Here is a 20242-nt window from a genome sequence, read left to right as displayed (position 1 = left end):
AAGGGAAACCCATGCGCTTCCGCTCCGACCCCCAGGCGATCCGCGGGTCGATCGCACCGCTGATGACGCCGTTCACCGCCGACGGCGCGGTGGACCACGACGGCCTCGCCAACCTGGTGCGCTGGCAGCTCGCCGCCGGCACCCACGGCATCTCGATCGGCGGCTCCACCGGCGAGCCGGGCTCCCAGACGGTCGCCGAACGCGCCGAGGCGATCCGCACGGTCGCCGCCGTCGTCGACGACCGTGTCCCGTTCGTCCCGGGTACCGGTTCCGCGAAGTTGGACGAGACCCTCGAGCTGACGGCCGCCGCGCGCGACGCCGGGGTCGACGCGGCGCTGGTCATCACGCCGTACTACGCGCGCCCGACCCAGGACGCGCTGTTCGTCTGGTACCGCACGGTCGCCAACGAGTTCCCGGACCTGCCGATCGTCGCCTACAACGTGCCGAGCCGCACCGCCGTGGACCTCGCGCCGGAGACCGTCGCGCGGCTGTTCCGCTCGTGCGACAACTTCGTCGGCATCAAGGAGACGACCAAGGACTTCGAGCACTTCTCCCGCGTGCTGCACCTGTGCGGGCGGGAGCTGGTCGTGTGGTCCGGGATCGAGCTGCTCTGCCTGCCGCTGCTGGCGCTCGGCGGCGCCGGGTTCGTCAGCGCGACGGCCAACATCGCGCCCACCGCGTGCGCCGAGATGTACACCGCTTGGCAGGCCGGCGACCACGAACGCGCGCGGGAGATCCACTACGGCCTGCACCCGCTGGTCGACCTGCTGTTCGTCGAGACCAACCCGGCGCCCGGCAAGTGGGTCCTCGAACACCGCGGGCTGATCGGGTCCGGCCACGTCCGGCCGCCGCTGCTCCCGCCGTCCGAGGCCGGGCTGGCCCGCATCAAGGACTTCATGGCCGAAGGCGCGAAGTACCTCTCGCCGACCGAAGGCTTCACCGTGGAGGGGAAAGCATGACGCACCACGTCCCGGAAGGGCTGCCGGGCGCGCTGAAGCACTACATCGGCGGGCAACTCGTCGACAGCGTCTCGGGCAAGACCTTCGACGTGCTCGATCCCGTGTCGAACACCCCGTACGTCACCGCGGCGGCGGGCCAGGCCGAGGACGTCGACCGGGCGGTCGCCGCGGCGCGCACGGCGTTCGTCGACGGGCCCTGGCCCCGGCTGGTGCCGCGGGCGCGGGCCCGGGTGCTCAACAAGATCGCCGACGCCGTCGAGGCCCAGGACACCCGGCTGGCCGAGCTGGAGACGTTCGACACCGGCCTGCCGATCACCCAGGCGCTCGGCCAGGCGCAACGCGCGGCCGAGAACTTCCGGTTCTTCGCCGACCTCGTCGTCGCCCAAGCCGACGACACCTACCAGGTGCCGGGGCGGCAGGTGAACTACGTGCACCGCAAGCCGGTCGGGGTCGCCGGGCTCATCACGCCGTGGAACACGCCGTTCATGCTGGAGAGCTGGAAGCTGGCGCCCGCGCTGGCGGCCGGCTGCACGGTGGTGCTGAAGCCGGCCGAGTTCACGCCGCTGTCGGCGAGCCTCTGGGCGGAGATCTTCGCCGACGCCGGTCTGCCCGAAGGTGTGTTCAACCTGGTCAACGGCTTCGGCGAGGAAGCGGGCGACGCGCTCGTCAAGCACCCGGACGTCCCGCTGATCTCATTCACCGGTGAGTCCACGACGGGCCAGACGATCTTCCGCAACTGCGCGACCGGCCTCAAGGGCATGTCGATGGAGCTGGGCGGCAAGTCCCCGGCGATCGTCTTCGCCGACGCGGACCTCGACGCCGCGCTCGACTCGACGTTGTTCGGGGTGTTCTCCCTCAACGGCGAACGCTGCACCGCGGGCAGCCGGATTCTCGTCGAGCGCCCGATCTACGACGAGTTCTGCGCGCGGTACGCCGAGCGAGCGAGGAACATCGTCGTCGGCGACCCGCACGACCCGGCCACCGAGGTCGGCGCGCTCGTGCACCCCGAGCACTACGCCAAGGTCATGAGCTACGTCGAGCTGGGCAAGTCCGAAGGCCGCCTGCTCGCGGGCGGCGGGCGGCCGTCCGGTGTGGACAGTGGCAACTACGTCGCGCCGACGGTGTTCGCCGACGTCGCTCCCGGCGCCCGGATCTTCCAGGAGGAGATCTTCGGCCCGGTCGTCGCGCTGACGCCGTTCGACACCGAAGCCGAAGCCCTGGCGCTGGCCAACAACGTCAAGTACGGGCTCGCCGCCTACCTGTGGACGTCGAACCTGGAGCGCGCGCACACCTTCGCGCAGTCGGTCGAGGCCGGGATGGTCTGGCTGAACTCGCACAACGTCCGCGACCTGCGCACGCCGTTCGGCGGGGTCAAGGCGTCCGGCCTCGGCCAGGAGGGCGGGTACCGCTCGCTCGACTTCTACACTCATCAGCAGGCGATCCACGTCTCGCTCGGGCCGGTGCACACGGCCCGGTTCGGCAGCGTCCAGAAGGGACAGTCATGACCGTCACCCCGCCGGACGTCCTCCGCTGCGCGTACGCCGAACTGGTCGTCACGGACCTGGCCGCGTCCCGCGACTTCTACGTCGGCGTGCTCGGCCTCGTCGTGTCCTATGAGGACGAAGAAGCGCTGTACCTGCGGGCGTTCGAGGAGTACCTGCACCACTCGCTGGTGCTGCGGAAGGGTGCGACACCCGCGCTGGCCGTGCTCGGCTACCGCGTCCGGAGCGCGGCCGACCTCGACCTCGCCGAGGCGTACTACCGCGAGCTGGGGTGCCGGGTCGAGCGCCGGGCGGCGGGCGCGACCCGCGGCATCGGCGAGGCGGTCCGCGTCGAGGACCCGCTCGGCTTCCCGGTGGAGTTCTTCTGCGAGGCCGAGCACGTCGAGCGGTTCACCCAGCGCTACGACGTCCACGGCGCCGGCGCCCTGTCGCGGCTGGACCACTTCAACCTCGACACCCCGGACGTCCCGGCGGCCCGGAAGTACTACGAGGGCCTGGGTTTCCGGGTGTCGGAGGACATCCAGGACGACGAGGGCACGGTGTACGCGGCCTGGATGTTCCGCAAGCCGACGGTGCACGACGTCGCCCTCACCGGCGGCGACGGGCCGCGGCTGCACCACATCGCGTTCGCGAGCCACGAGCGGACGCAGATCCTGCACCTCTGCGACCACCTGGGCGCGCTGCGCAAGTCCGGCATGATCGAGCGCGGGCCGGGCCGCCACGGCGTCTCGAACGCGTTCTACCTCTACGTCCGCGACCCCGACGGGCACCGGATCGAGATCTACACCCACGACTACTACACCGGCGACCCGGACAACCCGGTGCTCACCTGGGACGTGCACGACAACCAGCGCCGCGACTGGTGGGGCAACCCGGTAGTGCCGAGCTGGTACTCCGACGCGTCCGCGGTGCTGGACCTGGACGGGAAACCGCAGCCGCTGATCGCCCGGGCCGAGGCGCGCGAAGCCGACGTCACCATCGGCGCCGACGGCTTCTCGTACACGTCGGAGGACGCCGAATTCAAGCTGGGTGAACAGGTTTGAGCCACCGGGTGTACCACTCGCGGGTGCGGTGCAGGAAATCGAGCTGGTGGTCACGGCCGCGCAGCGAGTGGCCCTCCCCGGGGTAGACGGCGAACTCGTGCTCGACGCCGAAGTGGCACAGTGCGCGGTGGAGGAACTCGGCCTGCGAGAGCGGGACGTTCGTGTCGTCGTCGCCGTGCACCAGCAGGATCGGCGTCCGGATGTCGGCGGCGTAGGAGATCGGGCTGTTCCGGTCGTGCCGGTGCGGGCCCGGGCCCTCCCAGCCGATGCTCCCGCCGAGCGCCGCCTCGAAGGGGGCGCCCAGCTCGCCGGTGGCGGCCATCATGCCCCAGTCACTGATGCCCGCGTTGACGACGGCCGCGGCGAAGCGGTCACTGCGCGCGGCCGCCCAGGCGGCGAGGAACCCGCCGTGGCTCCCGCCGCCGATGCCGAGCCGGTCCGGATCGGCTACACCGGCGTCGATCAGCAGGTCGATGCCGGAGAGGATGTCCGTCCACTCCGCACCGCCGACCTCACCGGCGACGGCAACGGCGAACGCGTGGCCGTGGCCCTGGCTGCCGCGCGGGTTGGGCAGGAACACGGCGAATCCGGCGTCGGCCAGCCACCGCGCGTGCCGGTGCCAGCCGAGGACGAAGCGGTCGGCCCAGCGGTCGTACGGGCCGCCGTGCACGAGCGTGACCAGCGGAAACGGGCCGTCCTGGCGCGTGGCGCCGGGCGGGAGGACGAGCAGGCCGTCCAGCTCCAGGCCGTCGGCGGCCCGGTAGGCCAGGCGCTCCTGCGAGCCCCAGGTCCGGGCGCGCAGTTCCGGGCTGCTGTCGGTGAGCCGGGTCAGCGGGCCGCCCGGAGGTCCGGTGCAGACGTCGTCGGGCTCGGTCGCGGTGCTCGCGACCACGGCGACGACACCGCCGCCGTGGCTCAGGAACTCCAGGGAGCCCGGCGCGTGGCCGATCTCGGCGAACCGGCGCGTAGCCGGGTCGAGCCGCCGGATCGTGGTGTCGAGGCCTTCGGCGAACAGGGCGAGCGGCGGGCCGTCGTCGACCTGGACGAGGTCCACCGGGCAGACGCCCATCCCCTTGGTGAGGTCGGTGCCGTCCTCGGCGTCGAGGATCGCGTAGCCGGCGACGAGTCCGGGCGGGGTGAGGCCGAGGTAAAGGAGGCGGTCGCCCCACCAGGTGAGCGCGGACGCCTCGGCGGCCGGGGCGGGGAGGTCGCGGCCGCCGACCAGGTGGAGCCGCGCTTCGAGCATGCCGGGAGTCTGGTCGGCGACCGACCAGGTCAGCACGGCGAGCGGGCCGCCGCCGGGGTGGGCGGCGACCTCGACGACGTGCCGGTCACCGAGGTCGCCGTGCGGCCGGACCTCGCCGGTGGCCAGGTCGAGCAGCCACAGCCGGTCGGGCGTTTTCGGCGTGCGCAGGTACGGGTCTCGCGGCGGCTCTTCGCCGGGCCCGACCAGGGCGACGAGGTCGCCGGGCAGCGGGACGCAGGCGGTGACGTCCCGGTCGGTCACGCGTACGGCGTCCCCGGCGCGGCCGACCCGGTGGAGCCGCCGGGCGGCCAGGTAGAAGACCGAGCCGGAGTCCGGGGCCCACCGGGGTGCCTCGGCGGTGCCGGCCAGCCTGCGCGGTGGCGCGCCGCCGCCGGCGGGGACGAGCCACAGCTCACCGGCCGTGTGGCCCCGGGTCGTCGTGAGGTAGGCGACCCAGCGGCCGTCGGGGGAAACCCGCGGCTCCCTGGGCATGATCCGGTCGACGACGGCCTCGGCGCTCAAGTTCCCCATGAGCACAGTCTTCCAGCCATCCGCGCGGCGAGTGGCGCCGAACTCCTGGTGGGTGCGTCCGGTGCGAGGGAGCGAGCGATGAACGGCGAGACACTGCCCCCGGGCTGGGACGTGGCCGTGGAGCGGCTCAGCCTGCGGGTCGCCACGGCCGCCGAGCTGACCGTCGACCTCACGACGCGGCCGGCGTTGCGCCGCATCCGCTCGACCGTCGCCGGCTGCCTCGGCTTCGGCCGCACCAAGGAGGAGCCGCTCGGCGCGCTGCTGCTCGTCGTGGACGAACTGGTGGGCAACGCCTACGACCACACCGCGCACCCGTCACGGCTCAAGGTGACGCGCGAGCTGCGCGGCCTGCTGGTGGAGGTCTCCGACGAGGAGCCGTCGGTCGAGCGCGTCGCGGCAGGCGGCGGTCACGGCTTGAAGCTGGTGGATCAGCTGTCCCTGGGCTGGGGCGTGCGCGCGACCGAGCCGGGGAAGACCGTCTGGGCCCTCGTCCCGGCTCAGCTGTTCCGCGAACACTGACGGCCCGCGGCGTGGTCCGTGCCGCCGGGTCACCGGCGGCCGTCGAGGCCGCAGCAGGTGCGCGGACCTGATCGCCGGTGCGTTCGCGGCTGAGGATCTCGCCGGCGAACCAGCCGGGACTTGGCAACGAAGACCAGGCCCGTGATGCCATCGGAAGCGGGTGAACTCGTCGGCGTCGAAGCCTGTTGTCCCGCCAAACAGCCGGGCCAGGTCGCGGTGCGAACCCGACCAGGCAGCCCGCGACACGGGTGCCCTCCGTGCAGGTCCCGACGTGCATCGGGTAGTCGAGGACGTCGGCGAACGCGGCGAAGCCCGCCGCGATCACGCCGCCGAGAGCGCGCCCAGCAGTTCCTCGTGATGACCCGCCTCGCGCAGCACCGGCGCTTCGAGCGTCCCCACGTCCGGGTCGCCGGCGCGGACCGCGGCGAGGAAGCGCACCACCGCGCGCGGTTCCGGGAGCACTTCGCCCCCGAGGTAGGCGAGGACGACGGCTTCCCGGCCGGTGTCCTCCAGGGCCGCCGCCCAGCCGTGCGCCTCGTCCCAGACGAGGGCGAGGTCGTGGCCGGGGAACCGGCCCAGCCGCCAGTCGAGGGCGACGTACGCCGACACCGGGGTGTCGAGGTCGATCGTGCAGGACTCCGGCCCCACCCCCACGGCCCGGGCCACCGCCCCCAGGTATCCGCGCAACCGCCGCTCGAACGAGAACTCCGTGTCGCGCCCGAAATCGATCTGAATGCTCAACGCCGCCTCGCTTTCCCCATCGGCCGCGGGATCTTCCGCGACCCGATCGCGGATACCCCGCCCCCCGGTGGATCAACCGCGCGATGAGGCACCGGTTCCGGCCAACGGGACAGGGAGAGGACAGGCACGGTGCGCCCCCTTCCCCCGTGAGGCAGGATCGGGGGGTGACGATCGATCAGGCCGGTGCGCCCCAGGCCCGCCCGGGCCCGGCCTTCCCCGAACACGAAACCCGCGTCGACGACCTCAGGCGCCAGCTGGCCGCGGTGGCCGGTGAAGCCACGGTCCGGCTGGCGAAGCGGACGTCGAACCTCTTCCGCTCCCGCGCCTCGGCCTCCCACCCCGGTCTGGACGTCTCGGGTTTCACCCACGTGCTGCGCGTCGACCCGGAGACGCTGACCGCCGACGTCGAAGGGATGGTCACCTACGAGCAGCTGGTCGACGCCACGCTGCCGCACGGGCTGATGCCCCTGGTGGTGCCGCAGCTCAAGACCATCACCCTCGGCGGCGCGGTCACCGGCCTCGGCATCGAGTCGACGTCCTTCCGCAGCGGCATGCCGCACGAGTCGGTGCTGGAGCTGGAGATCATGACCGGCGACGGCGGCATCGTCGTCGCCACGCCGGACAACGAGCACCGCGACCTCTTCCACGGTTTCCCCAACTCCTACGGCACCCTCGGCTACGCGCTGCGCCTGCGGATCCAGCTCGAACCGGTGAAGCCGTTCGTGAAGCTGCGCCACGTCCGCCACCACGACCGCGAGACGTACTTCGCGGCCCTCGGTGAGGTCTGTACCACTCGGACGCACGAGGGCGAAGCGGTCGACTTCGTCGACGGCACGGTGTTCGGCCCGGACGAGCTCTACATCACGCTGGGCACCTTCACCGACAGCGCGCCGGAGCCGAGCGACTACACCTGGCTGGACATCTACTACCGCTCGATCCAGCGCCGCGAGACCGACCACCTCACCGTCCGCGACTACCTGTGGCGCTGGGACACCGACTGGTTCTGGTGCTCGCGCGCCTTCGGCGTCCAGTCGCGGCTGCCCCGGCTGCTGATGGGCCGCCGGCTCCTGCGGTCCTCGGTGTACTGGAAGCTCGTCGCGCTCGACCGCCGCTTCGGGATCGCCGCCAAGCTCCTCAAGCTCCGGCGGATGCCGCCCGAGGAGACGATCGTGCAGGACATCGAGGTGCCGCTGGCCCGCGCCGCGGAGTTCCTCGAGTTCTTCGAGCGGGAGATCCCGATCAGCCCGGTGTGGATCTGCCCGCTGCGCCAGCGGCCCGGCGGGGTGCGCTGGCCGCTGTACGAGCTGGACCCCGACGAGCTGTACGTCAACTTCGGCTTCTGGTCGGCGGTGCCACTGGACCCCGGTGAGCGCGACGGCGTCCACAACCGGATGATCGAAGCCGAGGTCACCCGCCTCGGCGGGCACAAATCGCTCTACTCGGACAGCTTCTACTCCGAGGACGAGTTCTGGCGCCTCTACAACGGTGACGCCTACGGGGAGCTCAAGCGGGCCTACGACCCGGCCAGCCGGCTGCTCGGCCTCTACGAAAAGTGCGTCCGGCGCCGGTGAAGGCCCTGAAAGGAACAAAAGTGACCAAGGCAAGCATCCCGGTCGGCGAAGTCTTCGAGCGCCTGCTCGGCCCGAGCTCCACCGTGTCCATCACCGCCTACGACGGCAGCAGCACCGGCCCGGCCGACGCGCCGGTCGCCATCGAGGTCCGGTCGCCGCTCGCGCTGGACTACCTGATGTCGTCCCCGGGCGACCTCGGCCTGGCCCGCGCGTACGTCGCCGGGGCGATCGAGGTCACCGGCGACCTCTACACGGCGTTGCACGCGCTCGCCGCCCAAGTCGACCAGCTGACCCCGGCCGACCGCGTCTGGATGCTGCGCAAGCTCGGGCCCGCCCACCTGCGCCGCGTCCAGCCGCCCGCCGAAGAGCTGCCGAACCGGTTCAAGCGGAGCCTGTCCGGGCTGCGGCACTCCAAGGAGCGCGACAGCAGCGCCATCTCGAACCACTACGACGTGTCCAACCGGTTCTACGAGCTGGTCCTCGGCCCGTCGATGGCCTACACCTGCGCCGTGTTCCCCGAGGACGGCGCCACGCTGGAGCAGGCCCAGGAGCACAAGTTCGACCTGGTCTGCCGCAAGCTCGGCCTCAAGCCGGGGATGCGGCTGCTCGACGTCGGCTGCGGCTGGGGCGGGATGGTCGCGCACGCGGTCCGCCACTACGGCGTCGAGGCCCTCGGCGTCACACTTTCGCGTGAACAGGCGCAGTGGGCGCAGAAGAACATCGTCGCCCTCGGCCTGGCCGACCGCGCCGAGATCCGGCACCTCGACTACCGGGACGTCACCGAAACCGGTTTCGACGCGATCTCGTCGATCGGGCTGACCGAGCACATCGGCGCCCGCAACGTGCCGGGGTACTTCCGCTTCCTGGCCGCCAAGCTCAAGCCGCACGGCCGCCTGCTCAACCACTGCATCACCAACCCGGACACGAGCGTCGCGCACCGCTCCCGCGGGTTCATCGACCGGTACGTCTTCCCGGACGGCGAGCTGGAAGCCCCCGGTGAGCTGGTCACGGCCATGCACGACGCCGGCCTCGAGGTCCGGCACTCGGAGAACCTCCGCGAGCACTACGCGACCACCCTGGCCGGCTGGTGCGCCAACCTCGACGAGCACTGGGACGAGGCCGTCGGCGAGGCCGGCGCGGGGCGCAGCCGGGTCTGGGCGCTCTACCTGGCGGCCTGCCGGCTGGCCTTCGAACGGCGGGAGATCGAACTGCACCAGATCCTCGGGGTCCGCACCGACAACCAGGGTGGAATGGGCATGCCGCTGCGGCCCGACTGGGGTGTTTGAGACCGGGCGTGCCTCTCGGCGAAGGTTCTGCGAGGATAGTCACGAGACCGGGCGTCCGAACGGGGCGGCCAGGCTCACTATGAAGAGTAGGTATGGGTATGGCTCAGGGCAGTGTCAAGTGGTTCAACGGTGAAAAGGGCTTCGGCTTCATCGCTCAGGACGGCGGGGGTCCGGACGTGTTCGTCCACTACTCCGAGATCCAGGGCACCGGCTTCAAGTCGCTCGACGAGGGCCAGCGTGTGGAGTTCGAAATCGGCCAGGGCCAGAAGGGCCCCCAGGCCCAGCGGGTCAGCGTCATCTGAACCACGCGACATGGAATGCCCTCGCCCCCTCGGGGCGGGGGCATTCCCCTTTTCCAGGGTCCTTCGAGGTCAGGCGCCGTCAGCGGTTGGACGTCGGGAACCGGCGGCCGGGGGTGCCGAGGGCGACCAGCTCGGTGTACTGGGCCTGCCAGGACTGCTCGGTCGCGAGCAGGTCGGCCAGCCGCTGGGTCCACCCGGCGTCCACGGTCTCCTCGATGGTGCCGAGGTGCCGATGGGTCTCGTCGCGGGCCTTCAGCCATTCGGAGAGGGTCGGGTCCAGCGCGGGTCCACCTGCACGGTCTGCCATCCGCCCACCGTAGCGCCCGGCGGGGTGCGCCGGGGTCCGCTCGTTCGCCACACTGCGGGTTCACACGGCCCTCGGGTAGCCTCGGAAACACGGGAGCACCTCGTACGCCGGCACAGTGCCGGGCGCACTCCCGTCCCCCGCGGCCCTCGACGGCCGGGCGCCGGCAGGAGCGGCGACCGCGCGGCGGGCCTCGCACACACAGCTGATCGGCCGGGTGTTCCGCGTCCCCGGCCTCCCGCGCAGGCACCCCTCCGCGCGTGGCGAACACCTCGAAACGAGTAGTGCATGACCTCACCCACCTCGGTGAAATCCCGGCCTGCGCCGAAGCCCGTCCTCTCCGGCAAGCAGACCATCCCCGAACTGATCACGATCCGCACGTTCCTGCTGGTCCCCTTCCTCGCACTCGCCGCGGCGATCCCGGTGTTCTGGGGCTGGGGCGTCAGCTGGCTGGACCTGACCATCGGCGGCGCCTTCTTCGTCGTCTCGACCCTCGGGATCACGGTCGGCTACCACCGGTACTTCACCCACGGCGCGTTCCGCGCGAAGCGGGCGCTGCGCATCGCGCTCGCCATCGCCGGCGGCCTCGCCGCCCAGGGCCCGGTGCTCACCTGGGTCGCCGACCACCGCCGCCACCACGCGTTCTCCGACCGCGAGGGCGACCCGCACTCCCCGTGGCTGTTCGGCACGTCCCCGGTGGCGCTGGCCCGCGGTTTCTGGCACGCGCACATGGGCTGGCTCTTCGGCCGCGACAAGACCAACGTCGCCCGCTTCGCCCCCGACCTGGCCGCCGACCGCGACATCACGCTCGTCGACCGGCTGTTCCCGGTCTGGGTCGTGACGAGCCTGCTGCTCCCGGCGCTGCTCGGCGGCCTGATCACGCTGTCGTGGTGGGGCGCGCTGACCGCGTTCCTGTGGGCCGGGCTGGCCCGGATCTCCTTCCAGCACCACGTGACGTGGTCGGTGAACTCGATCTGCCACATGATCGGCGAACGGCCCTTCGTGAGCCGCGACCGCTCGGCCAACTTCTGGCCGCTGGCGATCCTCTCGATGGGCGAGTCCTGGCACAACTCCCACCACGCGGACCCGACGTCGGCCCGCCACGGCGTGCAGCGCGGCCAGATCGACATCTCCGCCCGGGTGATCTGGGCGTTCGAGAAGCTCGGCTGGGCCTGGCAGGTCCGCTGGCCGACGGCCAAGCGCCTCGCCGCCATGGCGCGCTGAAAGCCCGTCGAAACTCCTTGCCGCTCGTCGCGGGCGGGGTGACCGTGGACGGATGGACACGGTTGCCCTGACCTTCGACGACGGCCCCCACCCGGAGACGACGCCGGCGCTGCTCGCCGCCCTCGGCGACGCGCCCGCGACGTTCTTCCTCCAGGGGTCGCACGCCGCCGACCACCCGGACCTGGTCCGCGCCATCGCCGCGGCCGGGCACCCCATCGGCAACCACAGCTGGACGCACCCGCGGCTGCCCTCCCTCTCCCCCGCGGAGCGGGAGCTCGAGGTGGCGCGCACGCAGGACCTGCTGACCGGGATCACCGGCACCCGGCCGCGGCTGTTCCGCCCGCCGTACGGCGACACGGACGCCACGGTGGCGGCCACGATCGCCGGGCACGGGCTCACCGAGGTCCTCTGGACGGTCGACACCCGTGACTGGGCCGAGGCTTCGGCGGATGAGATCGTCGAAGCCTCGGCCACCGTCGAGCCGGGCGGGGTGATCCTGATGCACGACGGCGGTTACGCGTCGACCGTCGCCGCCGTCCCCCGCATCCTGGCCGCGCTCGCCGCTCGCGGCCTGCGCGCGGCCGCCGTCACGGGTTGATGCGCTTGTAGGCCGGCTTGGGCTTCAGATCGGCGTCGAACAGGCAGGCCGCGCCCTCGCCGGGGAAGACGTCCGGGACCCACGAGTGCCGGTCGGTGAAGCCCCACGTCGTGAACTCGACGCACTTGCGGACCGCCTGGCAGCCGTCCCACAGCTGGTCGAAGTAGCTCGCCTGGACGTCGAGCTTCGCCGCGTCGGGCGGGGTCGGGATGCGGACGTCGGCCTCGGTGACCGCGACGTCGACACCGAGCGACGTGAGCCGCTTGAGGTTGGCCTGGTAGCCCTCCGGGAAGCCGTACTGGGTCGACAGGTGCGCCTGGACGCCGACACCGCCGATCGGCACCCCCTGCCGCCGGAGCGTCTTCACGAGGTCGTAGACGGCATCGCTCTTCGGGTTCTTGCCTTCGATGTTGTAGTCGTTGATGTAGAGCGTCGCGGACGGGTCGGCCGCGTGCGCCCAGCGGAAGACGTCGGCGACGAAGCCGTCCCCGAGCTTCTGGCTGAACACCGTGTCCCGGCGCGTGCCGTCCTCGTTGAAGAGCTCGTTGACGACGTCCCAGGCGCGGATCTTTCCCTTGTACCGCTTGACCTCCGTGGTGATGTGGTCGCGCAGCACGCGCCGCAGTTCGGCGGCGGGCAGGGCGGCGACCCAGTCCGGGAGCTGCGAGTGCCACACGAGCGTGTGCCCGCGGACGGTCTTGTGGTGCGCTTGTGCGTACCGCACGATCGCGTCCGCGCCGGACCAGTCGTACTGCCCGCGCACCGCTTCGACCGTGCCCCATTTCATCTCGTTCTCCGGCGTCACGTTGTCGAATTCCCGGGTGAGCACCGCGCGATAATCGGGCTCCGAGGCGAGATACGAAGCGGCCACCGCGCTGCCGACGTAGCGGTGCGTGATGTCCTTCAACGGAACCGACGCGGAAGCCGCGGGAGCCTGCCAGACGGCGACACCCGCGAGCGCCACCATCGCGACCAGGGCGCGTTTGACCGGAATTGCGTGCACCATCACGTGACTCCTCGGGGGAAATGGGAGGGTTTTCGACGATAGAAGCCGCTGTCGGCGGCGGTCAAGGTACCTGTCGGAGCAATGCTCGAAAGTTTCGAGCGTGTCCATTCCGCGCCGGATGACCTAGAATCTCCTTCATGCCAGTGAAATCCGACGATCTCGAACCCGCAGCGTCGCGGGTCACCATCGCCCGGATCGCCGCCGAGACCGGCGTTTCCGTGCCGACCGTTTCGAAGGTGCTGAACGGACGTCCGGACGTCGCCGAAAGCACGCGCGCCCGCGTCGAAGCGGTCATCGGGAAATACGGTTACCGGCGCCGCGCGGACGAACGCTCCCGTCGTTCCCGGCTCTTGGAACTGATGTTCCACGAACTCGAAAGCACGTGGGCACTGGAAATCATCCGCGGGGTCGAGTACGTCGCCCGCGAAAACGGAATGGCGGTCGTGCTGGCGGAATCGTCGGGGCGGCACACACCGGGGCAGAGCTGGCTGGAAAGCGTGCTCGCCCGGCGGCCGGTCGGCATCGTCTCGGTGTGCTCCGACTTCACCGGCGGGCAGCTGGCGAAGCTGCGAGCCAGGGACATCCCGCTGGTGATCGTCGACCCGGCCGGCGCGCCCGGCCCGGAGACGCCCTCGATCGGGGCCACGAACTGGCAGGGCGGGCTGACGGCCACCCGGCACCTGGTGGAGCTGGGCCACCGGCGGATCGCGATGATCGGCGGCCCGGACGGCGTGCTGTGCAGCCGGGCCCGCATCGACGGCTACCGCACGGCGCTGGAGACGGCGGGCCTGGCGTTCGACCCGGCGCTGGTCCGCCGCGGCGACTTCCACGTCCGCTCGGGCTACCGCGAGCTGGCATCACTGCTCACCCTCCCCGACCGCCCGACAGCGGTCTTCGCCGGCAGCGACCTGCAGGCCCTGGGCGTGTACGAGGCAGCCCGCGACGCCGGCCTGAAGATCCCGGGCGACCTGAGCGTGGTCGGCTTCGACGACCTGCCGGTCGCTCGCTGGCTGACCCCCGAGCTGACGACGATCCGGCAGCCGCTGCAGGAGATGGCGGCGGCCGGGGCCCGGCTGGCGATCGCGCTGGCCCGGGGATTGGCGCCGGACGCGCGGCGGCTGGAGCTGGCGACGAGCCTGGTGGTGCGGCACAGCACGGCAGCTCCGGCGGAGAACGTGATCCCCGCACCGAGGTGACCGAGCCGGACCCGCGGCCCGTGGCCGCCGGTCACGACGGCCACTGGCCCGGGCGCCGCTCACTTCCCCAGCCTCGTGCTCTCCGGCGGCCCCAGGTAACTCGGCCGCAGCCCACCGGTGTCGACCACCAGCTTCTGGACCACCACCGCCGGGTCGATCATCCAGACCTTCAGCACGTGCGGCCCCGCCGCGGCGACCACGTGCCGCGTCGAGGTCAGGTTCACGTTGTCCGACGTCGTCCGCTCCCACTGGCGGTTCATGGTCATGTCGTCCGCGCCGGACACCTTCGTGATGTTCACGACCTGCGGTGCCGCGTCGTCCAGTGAGATCGCGTAGCGCAGGCCGTCACCCTGCAGGACGTTGCTGCGCGGGGAAAGGTAGGCCCAGACCGTCACCGGGCCGGTCGTGAACAGGGTCATCCGGTACTCCAGCCGCGGGCCCGTTCCCACCACCCGGCTCGCGGCCGTCACCGGGAACGGGGTCATGCCGAGGTCCGGGATCTGCCGCCACGACACACCCGCCGCGGGTACGGCGTCACCGTGTGCGGCCGCCATGGAGACGTAACCCCCGGCTTCGACGAACCCGCGCCGCCAGGACACCGGCAGGTCGGCGGAACGCACGACGGCGTCCACCACCACCGAGCGGCCCGCGCCGGCGACGGTGATCGGGACGGTCGTGGTGCCCTTCGGCGCCCGGGCCCAGTCGATCCGCACCGTCATCCGCAGCTCCTCGTCCACCCGGCCGCCGCGCGGCTCGACCCGTACCCACGGCGCCCCGGCCGTGACGGTGCAGCGGAACGGCGTCCGCCCCCGGTTGAACACGTCGACGTACTGCGCCGGCGCGCTCTGGAACGGGCTGAACTCCGGCAGCACCGGACGTCCCGGCGCCGCGGGCCACCACTGGTCCGAGCCGTCGACGGCGACACCCATCTCGGCGGGCGAAGGAACGGAAACCCGTTGCACCGCCGGGAAGATCACGTCCGGCAGCGCGACGTTGTCCTTCTCCGGCTGCTGCCACGGCGCGTTCGGCCCGTACCGCGCGACGTCGCCGTAGTCGATGTGCGGCTGGGTCTGGAAACCCTTCCACTTGCCACCGGCGATGCCCGTGTTGTACTTCTCGGCCAGCGCGAGGTCGTCGGCGAACCGGGCCTCGGTGACGGCGGCCAGCACGTTCGCCGAAGCACGACCCTGGGCTGCGTAGAGCAGGTTGGTGAACTCGGCGCGCCGCAACGCGTACAGGTTCGCCGTGGCCTTGACCTCGTACTGCACCAGCTCGTAGTAGGCATCACGATAGGCCGCGGGCAGCCGCGCAGAGATCTTCTCGGCACGTGCCGTCAGGGCCTGCCACTCGTCGGTGACCGTGTCCAGCTCGCGGTAGTTCACCAGGCTGAACGGTGTCGCCTGGTCGTCGTACACGATCGTGCCGTCCGGCTGGAGCGTGATCTTCCGGTTCAGCAGCTCCGGCTTCCGGCGCGACTGCAGCCGCCCGTAGTCGTGCAGCACCGACGCGATGTCCGACGCCACTGCGGCACCGAAGTTCGTCGCGGCGAAGTCGCGTTCCCAGGTGGACAGTCGCGAAGCGGGCAGCGCCGCGGGGTTCCAGGCGTAGTCGAGGAAGAACTGCAGCGGCAGCTCGTTGCCCTTCATGTCCCCGACGTTCGCGACCCACAGCCGGTCGTTGCCGTAGGAGACGGCCTGGTTCAGCTGCTCCCACGTGTTCGCGATCAGGGCGGTGTCGACCCACTTGTAGTTGCGGCCGCCGCCGACGTAGTCGAAGTGGTAGTAGAGCCCGTACCCGCCCGGATGCGGCGGCAGGGACAGATCCGGGTGCTTGCGGATGTTTCCCCAGTTGTCGTCGGTGAACACCACGATGACGTCGTCCGGCGGGCGCAGGCCCTGGGCCCAGTAGCGCTGGACCTCCTTGTAGAGCGTCCACACCTGCGGGACGTCCGTGCTCAGCTCCCGCGCGAGGATCTCCCGTTCGGTGGCGAGGATCTCGCGCATCAGCTCGATGCCGTCGCCGTCGGGCAGGCTGACGTCGCCGTTGCCGCGCATGCCGAGCGTGACGACGCCTTCGAAGTCCTCGCGGGCCATCCGGCGGATCCCGTCGGCCCAGTAGGCCTTGATCGCCTCGCCGTTGCGGCGGAAGCTCCACTCCCCCGTGCCGCCGTACGGGTCGTGGCCGGGCGTGACGATGGTGCCCGCCGCGTCGCGGACCGCGGCGACCGCGTGCCGGTTCCACTCCTCGATCCCGCGCATCATCGGCGCCTCGTGCGAGGTGCCCATGACGACGCCGTACTCCTTGGCCGTCGCGTGGTTGAGCGGGTCGTCCTCGGCGAACGCGCGTCCCCAGACCGCGGGCCACAGGTAGTTCGCGCGCAGCCGCAGCAGGGTCTCGAAGACCTTGGCGAAGAACTCGTGGTTGAACCCGCCCGGATACCCCGGCGCCTTGCCGGGCCCGAAGTACGCGGGAGCCCACGTGCCGAGCGCCGGGTTCTCGTCGTTGATGAAGAACCCGCGGTACTTGACGCGGGGCGTGCCCAGGCTGAACCGCTCGCCCGGCAGGTGCAGCTCCGCGCTGCGCCGCGGCGGGACGTCGGCCCACCAGTACCACGGCGAGACGCCGATGCGCCGCGAGATCTCGTAGACGCCGTAGATCACGCCGCGCTGGTCGCTGCCGGTGAGCACGAGCTTCCCGTCGACGACCTGGCTCAGCGACGTCTCCCACTTCCCGGCGACCCCGGTGACGCCGAGCTTGCCCGCGCGGACCAGGCCGTCGACCAGCGGGCTGTGGCCGAGGGTCCCGACGAGCACCACCGGCCCGTCCTTCGGGACGACGTCGACCGACACCGCCGGCCGCACGCCGGTGACGCGCTCGACGTCGGCGGCCAGGTCGCCGACGACCCGGCGGACCCCGGGGAAGTCCCCCGAGCCCACCACGATCGTCGCGGCTTTCCCGCGCGACACCAGCGGGAATCCCGTGCCGGCTTCGGCGGTCCCCGGCAGCGCGGCGGTCCCCGCCCCGGCGAGGGCCATCAGTTGCAGGAAGGTACGGCGGTGTACCTCGGACGTCACGGCAGGCCTCCTGGGTCAGCCCTTCACGGATCCGGTCAGCCCGCCGACGATGCGCCGTTCGGCGAGCACGAAGAACGCGAGCGCGGGGATCATCGACAACGCGGTGAACGCGAGCACCCGGGCGGTGTCCTGTGAGTACTGGGACTGGAACGTGGCGACCCCGAGCGGCAGCGTGAAGTGCGCGGAGTCGTTGAACACCAGCAGGGGCAGCAGGTAGGCGTTCCAGCTGGTGACGAAGGCGAGCACGGCGACCGTGGTCAGCGCGGGCGCCGACAGCGGCAGCAGGATCCGCCAGAAGAACCCGAGCCTGCTCGCGCCGTCGAGCACCGCGGCGTCCTCGAGCTCACCGGGGATGGCGTGCATGAACGGCCGGAGGATCACGATCGTGACGGGCAGCGAGAACGCCGCCTCGGGGATCGCGACACCCCAGAAGCTCTCCAGCATCCCGAGCTGGCGCAGCCACAGGTACAGCGGCAGCGTCGCGACGCCGAGCGGGAACAGCAGGCCGAGGGTGAACAGCGTGTAGAACGCCTCACGGCCCTTGAAGTGGTAGCGCGAAAGCGCGAACCCGGCCATCGAGCCGAGGCCGACCGCGAGCAGCGTCGCGATCACGGCGATCAGCGCGCTGTTGCCCAGGAACATCCAGAACGCGCCGGAGGTGAGCACCGTGGCGTAGTTGTCCCACACCCACGGGCCGGGCAGCCCGGCCGGGTCGGTGTTGATCTGGGCGTTGGTGCGGAACCCGCCGAGCAGGACGAACAGCAGCGGCACGACGGTCACGCCGAGCACCACGATCGCCGCCAGGTAGCCCATCGACAGGCCGAACCGGCCGCTGCGCATCAGCCCACCATCCTCGTCAGGGCACCCGCGGTGTCACGGCGGAGCGCGAACCGCTGGTACAGCAGGGCGAACACGAAACAGATGACGAAGAGGATCACCGCGACGGCCGAGCCGAACCCGAACTCGTAACGCTTGAACCCGTGGTCGATCAGGTAGGTCGCCATGGTCGTCGACGCGTTGGCGGGCCCGCCCAGTGTCATGATCCACACCAGGTCGAACAGCTGCAGCGAGCCGATCACCGACAGGAAGACCCAGATCCGGATGGTCGGCCCGAGCAGCGGCAGCACGATGTGCCAGGTGGTCTGCCAGGCCGACGCGCCGTCGAGGGCCGCGGCCTCCCGCAGTTCGGCCGGCACGCCCTGCAAACCGGCGAGCAGCAGGATGATGCCGAAGCCGACGTACTTCCAGGTGATCACCGCGAAGAGCGTGTAGAGCACCAGGCTCGGGTCGGCCACCCACTGGTGGACCAGGCCGCCGAGACCGACGGCCTTGAGGACCTGGTCCATGAAGCCGCCGGGCTGCAGCATGAGCAGCCAGATCACCGCGGTGATCGCCTCGGACAGCACGTACGGCGCGAACACCAGTGCTCGCAGCACCGCCCGGCCCCGCAGCTTCCGGTTGAGCAGCAGCGCCAGGCCGATCGACAGCGGCAGCTGCACCACGATCGACAGCCCGGCGATGATCAGGTTGTGCCCGATCGCGCCCTGGAACACCGACCCGGTGAAGGCGTCGACGTAGTTGTCGAAGCCGACGAAGTCGTCGAGCGCGCCGAACCCGTTCCAGTTGAACAGGCTGTAGAACCCGGCGATCCCGATCGGCACCAGGACGAACCCGGCGAACAGCAGCAGCGCCGGGCCGAGCAGCACCGCCAGCTCGAGCCGCTTGCGCAGGCTCGAGCGCCGCTTCCGGACCGGCACCGCCGGTGCGGGCGGTCGCGCCGCCCGCACCGGACTGGTGGTCGTGGTCACTTGTTGCCCGCCGCGGCCTGGTTGACGGCCGCCACGATGCCTTCGGGGGTGCCCTGGCCGGCGAACATGTTGGCCACCGCGTCGTTCAGCGCCGCGCCGACCGCGGTCGGGAAAGCCTTGTCGAAGTACAGCTGCAGGTACGGCGCCTTCTGGCCGTAGTCGAAGACGGTCTTCAGGGTGTCCGTCTTGAGCGACTTCGCGGCCGCGATGTTGACCGGCAGGCCGGCGCCGGCCGCGGCGATCTTCGTCTGCACCGGCTCGCTGTCCAGGTACTGCAGGAAGTCGGCGCACGCCTTGGCCGCACGGTTCGTGCAGGAGAAGCCGTCACCACCGGCGAGGGCGGCGGCCGGGTCGCCCGCGCCGCCGGCCACGGCCGGGAACGGGAACCAGCCGACCTTCGAGTCGAGCTGCTTGTCGTCGGTCAGCGACGACATCGTGCCCGGCTCCCAGTCACCCTGCAGTTCCATCGCGGCCTTGCCGTTGGCGACGAGCCCCGCGGAGCTGCCCGCGCCCTGCTGGGCGGGGGTGCCGGCGAACCCGGTCTGGAACGGCTGGGTGGCCAGGAAGCTCTTGAGGTCCTGACCGGCCTTCGTCCAGCACGGGTCCTCGAGCTTGACGGCCTTCACCGACTTCTTGAGCACGTCGTTGGAGCACTCGCGGATGGCGAAGTAGTTGTAGTAGAAGGCGTCCGGCCAGCGGTCCTTGCCCCCGACCGCGATCGGCGCGAGGCCGGCGGCCTTGAGCTTGCCGACCGCGGCGTTCAGCTCGTCCAGCGTGGACGGCGGCGACGTGATCCCGGCCGTGGTGAACAGGTCCTTGCGGTACCAGAAGCCGACGACGTGCTGCTCGAACGGCACGCCGTACTGCTTCCCGTCGGCCTGCCAGTCCGTGGCGAGCTTGCCCGCCTGGGAGATCCACGGCTTCGTGGCGTCGGAGATGTCGGCGACCTTGCCCGAGGTGACCTGCGAGGCCATCTCGCCGCCGCCCCACGCCTGGTAGACGTCCGGCGGGTCGTTCGACTGGAGGGCGAGGGGGATCTTGGTGGGGAACTCCTCGTTCTGCAGCGGCTGCGCCTTGATGGTGACGTCCGGGTGCGCCTGGTGGTAGTCCGCGACCACCTGCTCCCAGATCCCCTTCAGGGGGTCGCTGGTGCCGTTGTGCCACCACGTGAGGGTGACCGGTCCGCTCGGCTGCGCGGCCGTGTCGCTCCCCCCGCCGCCGCTGCACGCCGCGAGGGCGAGCGGCACGACGGCCGCGAGCGCGGCGACTACGGGGATTCTGCGTTTCACAAACATCTCTGGTCCACTCCTGACGACTTCGGCCGAGTTGGAC

The 20242-nt window shown here is 71.2% G+C and carries 18 protein-coding genes; 10 read left to right on the top strand and 8 right to left on the bottom strand.

Features of this window, described 5'->3' with window-relative positions; all coding sequences use genetic code 11:
* Positions 1-11: 11 nt before the first annotated feature.
* From dapA to hpaD, 3 genes are read left to right on the top strand one after another with little or no spacing between them, the layout of a single operon-like run.
* Positions 12-959 (top strand): 4-hydroxy-tetrahydrodipicolinate synthase, encoded by a 948-nt coding sequence (gene dapA, locus ACIOD2_RS03065; protein ID WP_400533589.1) that lies wholly within the window; start codon positions 12-14, stop codon positions 957-959.
* Positions 956-2464, top strand: a complete 1509-nt coding sequence (gene hpaE, locus ACIOD2_RS03060) for a 5-carboxymethyl-2-hydroxymuconate semialdehyde dehydrogenase (protein ID WP_400533586.1) — start codon at positions 956-958, stop codon at positions 2462-2464. The genes dapA and hpaE overlap by 4 nt, the downstream gene beginning before the upstream one ends.
* Positions 2461-3504 (top strand): 3,4-dihydroxyphenylacetate 2,3-dioxygenase, encoded by a 1044-nt coding sequence (gene hpaD, locus ACIOD2_RS03055; RefSeq protein ID WP_400533583.1) that lies wholly within the window; start codon positions 2461-2463, stop codon positions 3502-3504. The genes hpaE and hpaD overlap by 4 nt, the downstream gene beginning before the upstream one ends.
* Here hpaD and ACIOD2_RS03050 read toward each other — a convergent pair.
* Entirely contained in the window at positions 3482-5281 is a 1800-nt protein-coding gene (locus ACIOD2_RS03050) for a S9 family peptidase (RefSeq protein WP_400533580.1), read from the bottom strand. The genes hpaD and ACIOD2_RS03050 overlap by 23 nt on opposite strands.
* 78 nt (positions 5282-5359) lie before the next feature.
* Here ACIOD2_RS03050 and ACIOD2_RS03045 point away from each other — a divergent pair, with 78 nt between their 5' ends.
* Positions 5360-5800 (top strand): ATP-binding protein, encoded by a 441-nt coding sequence (locus ACIOD2_RS03045; RefSeq protein WP_400533578.1) that lies wholly within the window; start codon positions 5360-5362, stop codon positions 5798-5800.
* A gap of 321 nt (positions 5801-6121) precedes the next feature.
* Here ACIOD2_RS03045 and ACIOD2_RS03040 read toward each other — a convergent pair whose 3' ends face one another.
* Entirely contained in the window at positions 6122-6541 is a 420-nt protein-coding gene (locus tag ACIOD2_RS03040) for a DUF6292 family protein (protein ID WP_400533575.1), read from the bottom strand.
* A 164-nt stretch (positions 6542-6705) separates the two neighbouring features.
* Between ACIOD2_RS03040 and ACIOD2_RS03035 the strand changes: the two genes are divergently transcribed.
* From ACIOD2_RS03035 to ACIOD2_RS03025, 3 genes are all read left to right on the top strand, one after another.
* The gene (locus ACIOD2_RS03035; protein WP_400533572.1) at positions 6706-8112 is read left to right on the top strand and encodes an FAD-binding oxidoreductase; all 1407 of its coding nucleotides are present in this window, start codon (positions 6706-6708) and stop codon (positions 8110-8112) included.
* A gap of 20 nt (positions 8113-8132) precedes the next feature.
* Positions 8133-9398, top strand: coding sequence for a class I SAM-dependent methyltransferase (locus ACIOD2_RS03030; protein WP_400533569.1), 1266 nt, complete (start codon positions 8133-8135; stop codon positions 9396-9398).
* A 98-nt stretch (positions 9399-9496) separates the two neighbouring features.
* Positions 9497-9700, top strand: coding sequence for a cold-shock protein (locus ACIOD2_RS03025; RefSeq protein ID WP_086680104.1), 204 nt, complete (start codon positions 9497-9499; stop codon positions 9698-9700).
* Positions 9701-9779: 79 nt separating this feature from the next.
* On the opposite strand, the gene ACIOD2_RS03020 is transcribed toward ACIOD2_RS03025, so the two are convergent.
* The gene (locus ACIOD2_RS03020; protein WP_400533566.1) at positions 9780-10007 is read right to left on the bottom strand and encodes a hypothetical protein; all 228 of its coding nucleotides are present in this window, start codon (positions 10005-10007) and stop codon (positions 9780-9782) included.
* 285 nt (positions 10008-10292) lie between these two features.
* Here ACIOD2_RS03020 and ACIOD2_RS03015 point away from each other — a divergent pair, with 285 nt between their 5' ends.
* Together ACIOD2_RS03015 and ACIOD2_RS03010 are read left to right on the top strand one after the other, a co-directional pair.
* Positions 10293-11228 carry an acyl-CoA desaturase gene (locus ACIOD2_RS03015; protein WP_400533563.1) on the top strand — a complete coding sequence of 312 codons (936 nt, stop codon included), beginning with the start codon at positions 10293-10295 and terminating at the stop codon, positions 11226-11228.
* A 52-nt stretch (positions 11229-11280) separates the two neighbouring features.
* Positions 11281-11826 carry a polysaccharide deacetylase family protein gene (locus tag ACIOD2_RS03010; RefSeq protein WP_400533560.1) on the top strand — a complete coding sequence of 182 codons (546 nt, stop codon included), beginning with the start codon at positions 11281-11283 and terminating at the stop codon, positions 11824-11826.
* Here ACIOD2_RS03010 and ACIOD2_RS03005 read toward each other — a convergent pair.
* Complete coding sequence (locus tag ACIOD2_RS03005) at positions 11816-12832, bottom strand: endo-1,4-beta-xylanase (protein ID WP_400533557.1); 1017 nt, start codon at positions 12830-12832, stop codon at positions 11816-11818. The two genes, ACIOD2_RS03010 and ACIOD2_RS03005, sit on opposite strands and share 11 nt — an antisense overlap.
* A 137-nt stretch (positions 12833-12969) precedes the next feature.
* Between ACIOD2_RS03005 and ACIOD2_RS03000 the strand changes: the two genes are divergently transcribed.
* Complete coding sequence (locus ACIOD2_RS03000) at positions 12970-14028, top strand: LacI family DNA-binding transcriptional regulator (RefSeq protein ID WP_392775762.1); 1059 nt, start codon at positions 12970-12972, stop codon at positions 14026-14028.
* A 59-nt stretch (positions 14029-14087) separates the two neighbouring features.
* On the opposite strand, the gene ACIOD2_RS02995 is transcribed toward ACIOD2_RS03000, so the two are convergent.
* Genes ACIOD2_RS02995 through ACIOD2_RS02980 form a run of 4 tightly spaced genes read right to left on the bottom strand, consistent with a single transcriptional unit; the run spans position 14088 to position 20205 of the window.
* Entirely contained in the window at positions 14088-17102 is a 3015-nt protein-coding gene (locus ACIOD2_RS02995) for a glycosyl hydrolase 115 family protein (protein ID WP_400533554.1), read from the bottom strand.
* Positions 17103-17117: 15 nt separating this feature from the next.
* Positions 17118-17942 carry a carbohydrate ABC transporter permease gene (locus tag ACIOD2_RS02990; RefSeq protein WP_400533551.1) on the bottom strand — a complete coding sequence of 275 codons (825 nt, stop codon included), beginning with the start codon at positions 17940-17942 and terminating at the stop codon, positions 17118-17120.
* Entirely contained in the window at positions 17942-18910 is a 969-nt protein-coding gene (locus ACIOD2_RS02985; RefSeq protein WP_400533548.1) for a carbohydrate ABC transporter permease, read from the bottom strand. Before ACIOD2_RS02985 ends, ACIOD2_RS02990 begins: the two co-directional genes overlap by 1 nt.
* On the bottom strand, positions 18907-20205 hold the full coding sequence (locus ACIOD2_RS02980) for an extracellular solute-binding protein (RefSeq protein WP_400533545.1): 1299 nt from the start codon (positions 20203-20205) through the stop codon (positions 18907-18909). Before ACIOD2_RS02980 ends, ACIOD2_RS02985 begins: the two co-directional genes overlap by 4 nt.
* Between the last annotated feature and the right edge of the window lie 37 nt (positions 20206-20242).

Origin of the sequence: Amycolatopsis sp. NPDC088138, from assembly GCF_044741685.1 — a bacterium.
Taxonomy (GTDB): domain Bacteria; phylum Actinomycetota; class Actinomycetes; order Mycobacteriales; family Pseudonocardiaceae; genus Amycolatopsis.
Note: the sequence above shows the minus strand (reverse complement) of the source record. Positions and strands in the feature narration are given on the sequence as shown.

Excerpts from the sequence above, each read along its gene's own strand:
- ACIOD2_RS02990 (WP_400533551.1), bottom strand. The coding sequence starts at position 17,942 with ATGCGCAGCGGCCGGTTCGGCCTGTCGATGGGCTACCTGGCGGCGATC.
- dapA (WP_400533589.1), top strand. The coding sequence starts at position 12 with ATGCGCTTCCGCTCCGACCCCCAGGCGATCCGCGGGTCGATCGCACCG.
- hpaE (WP_400533586.1), top strand. The coding sequence starts at position 956 with ATGACGCACCACGTCCCGGAAGGGCTGCCGGGCGCGCTGAAGCACTAC.
- ACIOD2_RS02980 (WP_400533545.1), bottom strand. The coding sequence starts at position 20,205 with ATGTTTGTGAAACGCAGAATCCCCGTAGTCGCCGCGCTCGCGGCCGTC.
- ACIOD2_RS03025 (WP_086680104.1), top strand. The coding sequence starts at position 9,497 with ATGGCTCAGGGCAGTGTCAAGTGGTTCAACGGTGAAAAGGGCTTCGGC.
- ACIOD2_RS03020 (WP_400533566.1), bottom strand. The coding sequence starts at position 10,007 with ATGGCAGACCGTGCAGGTGGACCCGCGCTGGACCCGACCCTCTCCGAA.
- ACIOD2_RS03050 (WP_400533580.1), bottom strand. The coding sequence starts at position 5,281 with ATGGGGAACTTGAGCGCCGAGGCCGTCGTCGACCGGATCATGCCCAGG.
- hpaD (WP_400533583.1), top strand. The coding sequence starts at position 2,461 with ATGACCGTCACCCCGCCGGACGTCCTCCGCTGCGCGTACGCCGAACTG.
- ACIOD2_RS03010 (WP_400533560.1), top strand. The coding sequence starts at position 11,281 with ATGGACACGGTTGCCCTGACCTTCGACGACGGCCCCCACCCGGAGACG.
- ACIOD2_RS03015 (WP_400533563.1), top strand. The coding sequence starts at position 10,293 with ATGACCTCACCCACCTCGGTGAAATCCCGGCCTGCGCCGAAGCCCGTC.
- ACIOD2_RS03000 (WP_392775762.1), top strand. The coding sequence starts at position 12,970 with ATGCCAGTGAAATCCGACGATCTCGAACCCGCAGCGTCGCGGGTCACC.
- ACIOD2_RS03005 (WP_400533557.1), bottom strand. The coding sequence starts at position 12,832 with ATGGTGCACGCAATTCCGGTCAAACGCGCCCTGGTCGCGATGGTGGCG.
- ACIOD2_RS03045 (WP_400533578.1), top strand. The coding sequence starts at position 5,360 with ATGAACGGCGAGACACTGCCCCCGGGCTGGGACGTGGCCGTGGAGCGG.